This window comes from Falsiroseomonas oryzae, assembly GCF_027856955.1.
Taxonomy (GTDB): domain Bacteria; phylum Pseudomonadota; class Alphaproteobacteria; order Acetobacterales; family Acetobacteraceae; genus Falsiroseomonas; species Falsiroseomonas oryzae.
This window is the reverse complement of sequence record NZ_JAPSMD010000256.1, coordinates 1-7,697: the sequence shown is the minus strand read 5'-3', so window position 1 is coordinate 7,697 and position 7,697 is coordinate 1. Positions and strand designations below refer to the sequence as shown.

The window sequence follows — 7,697 nt, the reverse complement described above, 5'->3', positions numbered from 1 at the left end:
CGGATCCGTATGCCGCCGTCGCCGCCGCCGCTGCGATCGCGGCAGCGGCCGGCACGCGGGCGGAGGCGCTCTTGCTCGGCCAGGCGGAGCATCTCGACGCCGCGGCCGCCGAGGCGGCGCGCGCCGGCGCGGCGACGATCCGCCTCGTCGCGCATGCCGCGCTGGCCGATTCACCGCCGGTGGATCACCTCCTGCAGCTGTTTGCAGCAGAACTGGCGGAGACGGCGGAGCCGTCACTGTTGGTCCTTCCCGCCGGTGCGGTCGGCGAGGAGTTGGCCGCGCGGCTGGCGTCGCGGGCCGACGGCGTGCCGCTCGGCCGCTGCGCGGCGGTGGCTATCGAGGGGGGCACCGTGATCGCACGGCGCGCGGCTTATGGCGGGCGGGCGGAACTGGTGCTGACGAGCGAGGCGGAGATTTGCCTCGCCGCCATGCACCGGCCTGGCGCGGCACCGGTCCCCGTCGCCGCACCCGAGATCCGGCACATCGTCTCCGACGCGACGCTCCGCGGCGACGTACCCCTGCCCGAGGCCAGGCCCGCCGCCGCTGATCGACCGAGGCGCGTCGACGCGGCCCGGCTCGTGGTGGCGGGCGGACGCGGAATGGGTGGCCCGGAAGGCTTCGCGAAACTCGGCGAGCTCTCCGCCCTTCTCGGCGCGGCGACGGGGGCGAGCCTGCCGGCAGTGGATGCGGGATGGGCCAGCGTGGCGCAGCAGGTCGGCCAGTCCGGTGCCTATGTCGCGCCGGAACTCTATCTCGCGGTCGGCATGTCCGGCACGCCGCAGCATCTCGCGGGCGTCGCGCTGCACAGCCGCATCGCAGCGATCAACCCGGACCCCGAGGCCGCCATCTTCCGCTTCGCCGAGCTCGGCGTGGTCGCACCCTGGCAGGACGTGCTGCCGCGGCTGATCGAGACGCTGCGGGACGGCTAGACCAGACATCGCAATGTGAAACAAGGAGGGAGGACGACCCGTGACGAGAACGACCACCACCGGCTCCGGCCTGTCGCGCCGGCTGCTGCTCGGGACCGCGGGCGGGCTGGCGCTGCCTGCGGTGCCAGCGCGCGCGCAGGAGTACCCCAGCCGGCCCATCCGGGTGATCATCGGGTTTCCGCCAGGCGGCTCCAACGACGTGACGGCGCGCATCCTGCAGCCGCGGGTGCAGGAGACTCTTGGCCAACCCATCATCATCGAGAACCGCCCCGGCGCGAACGCGACCCTCGCGGCGGAGTTCGTGGCGCGTTCTGCGCCCGATGGCTACACGCTCTACCTGGCGAGCTCGAGCCCGCTTGTCATCGCGCCGCATACCAGCGCGCATGTCAGCTACAACACAGGGAACGACTTCGCCGCCATCACCACTGTCGCGGCGACGCCGTCCGTTCTGGCCGTCGGCCCCGGCACGCGCGCGCGGAACCTGCAGGAATTCCTGGCCGAGGCGCGGCGCGGGCCCGTGAACGTCGCCTCCTCCGGTAGCGGCGGGCTCGCGCATCTCGCCATCGAGATCCTGCGCCGCGAGGTCAGCCAGAACATCACGCACGTCCCCTACCGCGGCGGCGGACCCGCTGCGACCGACACGGTGAGCGGCAACGTGCATGGCGTGATCGTGGACCTCGCTGCGATCTTCGGCCTGATCCGCGACGGCCGCCTGCGGCCGCTCGCCGTGATGTCGAACGAACGGACCTCGCTGCTGCCCGACGTCCCGACCTTTACGGAGGCAGGCGTGCCCGGTGTCGTCGCCGTGAACTGGGTGGCGGTACTGGCGCCCGCCCGCACGCCCGAGGGAATCCTGGCGCGCCTGCACGGGGCGCTCACCGAAGCGGCAAGCGCTGCCCCGATCCGCGAGCGCTTCGCCTCACAGGGACTGGAGACGATGACCTTCCCCTCGCCGGCGGCGACCCAGGCCTTCCTGCGGGCGGAGTGGGACAAGTGGGGTGCTGTGGCCCGCGCCTCCGGCGCGCGTGCGGATGAGTAAAGGCACGCCGGCGCCAAGCCTGCCCTCGCGGCGACAGGTGTTTTCGGGCGCGATGTAAGGAGGGAGGATCTGATGCCATCGGCCACAGCGATGGCGCCGCGCGCGGCGCCGCTCTCCACCTTGCCGCTGAGCCGCGCCCTGGCGCGCATGGTTCTGGACCGGCACCGCCGCGGCCTTCCGACGGAGGTGCGGGCGCGGGCCGAACTGCACGCGCTCGACAGCCTCGGCATCGCGCTCGCAGCCCGCCCAGCGCTGCCGATCTGCCGCGAGGTGATCGACGCGATGTCCTTCGGCACCGCCGGCGGCGCCAGCGTCGTGATCGGCGGTCCGGAGCGCCTGCCGCCCGCCGCCGCGGCCTTCGCCAACTCGTCGCTGGCGCATGCGCTGGACTTCGACGACATCCACGACGTCGCGCGCCTGCACCCCACCACGGTGACCCTGCACGCCGCCTTGGCGGTGGCCGAGCCGGCCGGCGCCAGCGCGGCGACGGTGCTCTCCGCCATGGCGCTCGGCAACGAGGTGATGTGCCGGCTCGGAGAGGCCTGTGCGCCGAGCGGGGAGGGACCCGGCTCCGACTGGTTCCTGACGCAGCTCTTCGGCTATCTCGGCGGCTGTGTCGCGGCCTGCATCACGCTCGGCATGGACGAGGAGCAGGTCGTCTCCGCGCTGGGTCTCGCCTACATGCAGCTCGCCGGCGGCAAGGAGGCGGGGTTCGGCGTAGGCTCCACTGCGCGCTCGATCTATCCCGCCTTCGCCGCGATGGGTGGGGTACAGGCGGCGCTGCTCGCGCGGGCCGGCGTCACCGGGCCGGAGACCGCGCTCGACGGCGCTGCGGGCATGTTCCGCATCTATCTGGGCGGCGATCCGGGCGCGGCGACGCGCGCGGCGCTGCTCGACCGGCCCGGCTGGACCTGGCTCGCGACCGAGGTGAAGCCCTGGCCGAGCTGCCGCCTCTCCCATCCCTACGTCGCAGCGGCGCTCGCGCTGCGCGGTCGGCTGGGCGGGCCGCCGCGCACGGGGCGCGTCACGGTGGCGGTGAACGCTTCCGCAGCGAAGCTCTGCCGGCCGATCGAGGGGCGGCGCGTGCCGGAGACGCTGCAGGACGCGAAGTACAGCATCCCCTTCATGACTGCCTTCACCCTCGCCCACGGCCGCGTGGACCTCGCAGCGCTCGGGCCGCATGTGACGCGCGATCCGGAAGCGCTGGCGCTCGCGCAGCGCATCGACATCGTGGAGACCATGCCGGACAAGCCCGGCCACCCCCCGGCGGAGATCACGGCGGAGGGACCGCAGGGCCCCATCGTCGTTCGCCGCACCGCCGCACCCGTGCTGGATGCCGCCGGGGTGCGCGCGAAGTTCGAGGATTGCATGCGGCAAGCAGGCCATGACGCGGCGCCCATCTGGGAGCGGCTGCTGGCTGCGCTGCGCGGCGGCTCCGCAGCGGAGCTGCTCGCGGCGCTGCCCCGCTCGGAGGGATGATGCGGGCGGCGTCAGCGGGCGCGGATCGGCACCGGCGCGGCATCCGGCGTGGCGCCGAACTGCGATGCGAGAAAGTCGACGAGGGAGCGCACCTTGGGCGGGGTAAAGCGCGTGCGCAGATAGACGGCGTAGAAGGTCTGCTCGTCCGTCTCCCAGTCCGGCAGCAGCCGGACGAGGTCGCCACGCCGGCAGGCGGGCTCGGCGAGCACGTCGAGCACGTAGATCAGCCCGGCGCCGTGCGCGGAGGCCTGCAGCAGCGCATCGGTGCTGTTGAAGAAGAGATTGCCCTCGGGCCGCACGGCGTGCTGCTCCTCACCGCGGCGGAAATGCCAGATGCGCAGGTCGCCGCTCGGCGAGCCCGAGAAACCGAGGCATTGCCTCGGCAAGATCTCCTGCGGCGAGGCCGGCTCGCCATGCTGCTGGAGGAAGCTGGGCGCTGCACAAAGTACGTAGCGGGCGCGATAGATCAGACGCGCCACCAACTCGCCCGACTCCACCGCCTGCATCCGGATCGCGACGTCCACTCCGCGCTTGATCAGGTTATCCACCTCGTTGCTGAGCGTCGTGACCACGCGCAGCTCCGGGTGGAGGATAGCGAATTTCGCAAGCGCGGGGCCCAGCACGAGGTGGCCGACCGCGATGGGCGTTTCCAGCCGGATGACGCCGCGTTCACGGTCGCTGAGCGCGGCCTCCGCCTCGCCGATCTGGTCCAGGATGGATCGGCAGCGCTCGTAATAGCGCGCGCCCTCCTCGGTCATCCGGACATAGCGTGTCGAGCGCTGCAGCAGCGTCACGCCGAGATGGGCCTCGAGCTTGCGCATGAGACCGGTGACCGAGGCGTTCGCGATGCCGAGCTGGGTCGCCGCGCGCGACATGCTGCCCGTGTCCACGGTCCGCACGAAGGCTTCCATCGCCAGAAGCCGGTCCATCGTCACCGTCGTCTCCGTCTCTCTCCCGCGATCATGCCGCGGGAGGCCGGGAATGTCGGAGTTCCGGGACGGCGGGGCAAGGGCATTGCCGGGTGGGAACGACATCCCGAGCCAAACGGAAAACAACGCGCATGCGCCTGAAGGGCAAGGTCGGGGTCGTCATCGCGGCGGCGTCGGGGATGGGGCGCGTGGGGTCGCTGCGTTTCGCGCAGGAAGGGGCCGCCGTCGGCGTGGCTGACATCGACGCGGCGGGTGTCGAGGCGGTGGTGCACGAAATCGTCGCAGCCGGTGGGTGGGCGATCGCGCCGGCCGGCGACCTGCGAATCCGGCAGATGGGGATGGACCCGCAGCGCGCGCGGCTGGCGGATGCTGCCGGTGCGCTTCGGTCCTTGGCAGACGGTCTACTGGTGGTTCCGACGGTTTGTCCGGTGACTGCTGTTCCGCACGATCCACGATGTCACGCTGGTGCCCGACCGCGAGGCGGCGGGGCGCGAGGCCAGCCGAACGGACCGCGTGCGCGACAGCCAGACGGTGAAGGCTCCGTTTGCCGAGGCTCCCGGCTTCGATGGGGGCAAGCGGATCGTCGGACGCAAGCGCCACGTTGCCGTGGACACCGATGGGCGACTGCTGATGGTGAACCTCACGCCCGCCGACGTGTCGGACAGCGCGGGCGCGCAGACAATCCTCGGCGCTTTCCGCAAGCGCTGGCCGTGGCTGAAGCACCTGATGGCTGATGCGGGCTGCCAAGGACTGTGCGGGTCGCAGAAGTACACCTGAAGGCCTGTCTCGACCCGCTGCCGGGTCAACTCCAGTCGAAGAATCTGCCCAAGCCGAATGAGCATGTCCTGGACCGTGTCGATTGTGTTCTCGTCCTCGGCTGTCTGCGGGCGGAGGTCGCAGAGTGCGGCGCGGCCGGCTGGCAGCTGTTCATGCTGACCTCGCGGCCGACGTCGGGGCAGACCGCCGGGCCGGATCACTGCAGTCGCAGCGGACCAGGGCGCTGCGCTTTTCGCGACAGGTCCTACTGCAGCGACTGACGGCGCGGCGGCGGGCGTCAGCTCTTCGACGGGAAGACGCTCTCGTCGTGCAGGATGATCTCCGCCGTCACGGCATAATGCGCCATCAGCCGTGCCACCGCCGCATCAGCGTCGCGCGCCAGCACCGCATCCATGATCGCCTGGTGCTCGGCACGCACGTCGCGGTGCGGGAAGGCGCGGCGCGCGGCGAGCTTGCGGTAGCGCTGGTGCCGATCCGTCAGCTGGGCGCAGAAGCCCATCAGCCAGCGCGATCCGCAATTCGCCACCAGCAGGTCGTGGAACTCGCGGTGCCGCGCCTCCCACGGCGCCTCGGCGGCCGGATCCTCGCTGTCCAGGCCGCGCGGCGTGCGCAGCAGGCGGTGGCCGGCGAGCAGAACCGCCTCCTCCCAGGCTTCGGTCGCGGCGGCCATGGATTCGCGCAGCGCGCGTTCCTCCAGCCAGCAGCGCGTGCGCGTCAGTTCCTGCAACTCGTCGGCGCTGATCCCCGGCACGGCGAAGCCGCGCTGGTCCTCGGCGGCGACCAGACCGTCGGCGGCCAGGCGGTTCAGCGCCTCCCGCAGCGGGGTCTGGCCCACCTCGTAGCGCGCCATCATCGCCTTGATCGGCAGCCGGGCACCGGGCCGCAGCCGGCCAGCCAGGATGTCGGCGCGGATGCGCTCGTGAACGCTGCTGGCATGGGTGGCCGCGACGGGGCGCATGCCGGCCGGCTCGACACGCCCCTGGGCAGTCCGCATATATCCGTCTCCGCTTCGCAGGAAATATATATATTCGGGTTTACATCGCGGGCAATGTCCATCATCCCTATGGCCCTGGCCGACCCCCGCGGAGGCTCCGCATGCAAGGATTTCCGGTGATCCCCCGGCGCGGCCTGCACCCGCCGAGAGACGGTCTGGCGGCCGCAGGTGGCGTTCCCGGAACCCGACGCCGGGCCGGATGAGCGCGCATCACGACATCGCCGTGATCGGCTTCGGCCCCTGCGGCGCCGTGGCGGCGGCGCTGCTGGGCCAGGCCGGCTTCGGCGTGCTGGCGGTGGACCGCGCGCAGGAGGTCTACGGCAAGCCGCGCGCCATCGCGATCGACCACGAGATCCTGCGCCTGTTCGACGGCATGGGCGTGGCCGAGTCCGTGCTGCCCTTCACCGCGCCCTTCCCGCCCTCCGACCATTTCGGCGCGAATGGCCAGCTGATCCGCCGCATCGACATGGTGCCCGAGCCCTGGCCGATGGGCTTCGTGCCGACGATGGTGTTCAGCCAGCCGCCGGTGGAGGAGGCGCTGCGTGCCCATGCCGCCGCGCTGCCGGGCGTGACGGTGGAACTCGGCACGGAGCTGGTCGCCATCGCGCCCTGCGCGGACCGCGTGGCCCTGCGCCTGCGCGACGCGACCGGCGCCGACCGCGTGGTGACGGCCGGCCAGGTGGTGGCCTGCGACGGCGCCGCCAGCTTCGTCCGCCGCAGCCTTGGCATCGGCTTCGAGGACCTGGCCTTCGACGAGCCCTGGCTGGTGGTGGACCTGCGCGTCACGCCGGCCGGGCTGGCGAAGCTGCCGGTGAACGCCGCGCAGTTCTGCGATCCCGCGCGCCCGATCACCTACATCGTCGGCCCGGGCAACCACCGCCGCTTCGAGATCATGCTGCTGCCCGGCGAGGATCCGCAGGCCATGCAGCAGCCCGAGGTGGTTCTGCGCCTGCTGTCGCGCTGGCTGACGCCCGGCGACGCGGAGCTCTGGCGCGCGGCGAGCTACCGCTTCCACGCGCTGGTCGCAACGGAATGGCGCCGCGGGCGCGTGTTCCTCGCCGGCGATGCGGCGCACCAGCAGCCGCCCTTCATCGGCCAGGGCATGTGCCAGGGCCTGCGGGACGTGGCGAACCTGGCCTGGAAGCTGGCGGCGGTGCGCGATGGCGCGGCGGAGGCGCTGCTGGACAGCTATGCGGTGGAGCGCGGGCGGCATGTCCGCACGCTGACCGCGCGCATCAAGGCGATCGGCCGGCAGATCTGCGAACGCGACCGGGATGCCGCGCGTGCGCGCGACGCCGCGCTGATCGCGCAGGGCGGCGGCCGCGCGCCGGTGGTGACGCGGCAGGAGATCGTGCCGCCGCTGGAGGCCGGCCTGATGGCCACGCCCGCCCATCCCGCCCAGGGCAGCCTGTTCCCGCAGCCCTGGGTGCGCAGCGGCGAGGGCTGGGCGCGGATGGACCGCGTGACCGGCGGCGGCTGGCGCCTGTTCGTCGCGGCGGACTTCCCCGACACGCCTGGCGCCTGGCGCTTCGCCGAGGCGCCCGGGCCGG

Annotated in this window: 6 protein-coding genes and 1 pseudogene; 5 read left to right on the top strand and 2 right to left on the bottom strand. The window is 72.4% G+C overall.

The genetic code is table 11. The features are described 5' to 3' along the window. The 3 genes from OZN99_RS20630 to OZN99_RS20620 all read left to right on the top strand — a co-directional run. Window positions 1–929, top strand: a 929-nt coding sequence (locus OZN99_RS20630) for an electron transfer flavoprotein subunit alpha/FixB family protein (RefSeq protein WP_270937139.1), incomplete at its 5' end; no start/stop codon positions are given. A 40-nt stretch (window positions 930–969) separates the two neighbouring features. Next, window positions 970–1,968 (top strand): Bug family tripartite tricarboxylate transporter substrate binding protein, encoded by a 999-nt coding sequence (locus tag OZN99_RS20625; protein WP_270937138.1) that lies wholly within the window; start codon window positions 970–972, stop codon window positions 1,966–1,968. A gap of 72 nt (window positions 1,969–2,040) precedes the next feature. Continuing rightward, window positions 2,041–3,447 (top strand): MmgE/PrpD family protein, encoded by a 1,407-nt coding sequence (locus tag OZN99_RS20620; protein ID WP_270937137.1) that lies wholly within the window; start codon window positions 2,041–2,043, stop codon window positions 3,445–3,447. 11 nt (window positions 3,448–3,458) lie between these two features. On the opposite strand, the gene OZN99_RS20615 is transcribed toward OZN99_RS20620, so the two are convergent. Then, complete coding sequence (locus OZN99_RS20615; protein ID WP_270937136.1) at window positions 3,459–4,376, bottom strand: LysR family transcriptional regulator; 918 nt, start codon at window positions 4,374–4,376, stop codon at window positions 3,459–3,461. A gap of 345 nt (window positions 4,377–4,721) precedes the next feature. Here OZN99_RS20615 and OZN99_RS20610 point away from each other — a divergent pair. Further along, window positions 4,722–5,111: pseudogene (locus OZN99_RS20610) on the top strand (transposase); the annotation flags it as partial. 319 nt (window positions 5,112–5,430) lie between these two features. Here the strand turns inward: OZN99_RS20610 and OZN99_RS20605 are convergent. Continuing rightward, window positions 5,431–6,147 (bottom strand): GntR family transcriptional regulator, encoded by a 717-nt coding sequence (locus tag OZN99_RS20605; RefSeq protein WP_270937135.1) that lies wholly within the window; start codon window positions 6,145–6,147, stop codon window positions 5,431–5,433. 199 nt (window positions 6,148–6,346) lie between these two features. Here OZN99_RS20605 and OZN99_RS20600 point away from each other — a divergent pair. Continuing rightward, the coding region (locus OZN99_RS20600; protein ID WP_270937134.1) for a bifunctional 3-(3-hydroxy-phenyl)propionate/3-hydroxycinnamic acid hydroxylase at window positions 6,347–7,697 on the top strand (1,351 nt) is incomplete at its 3' end.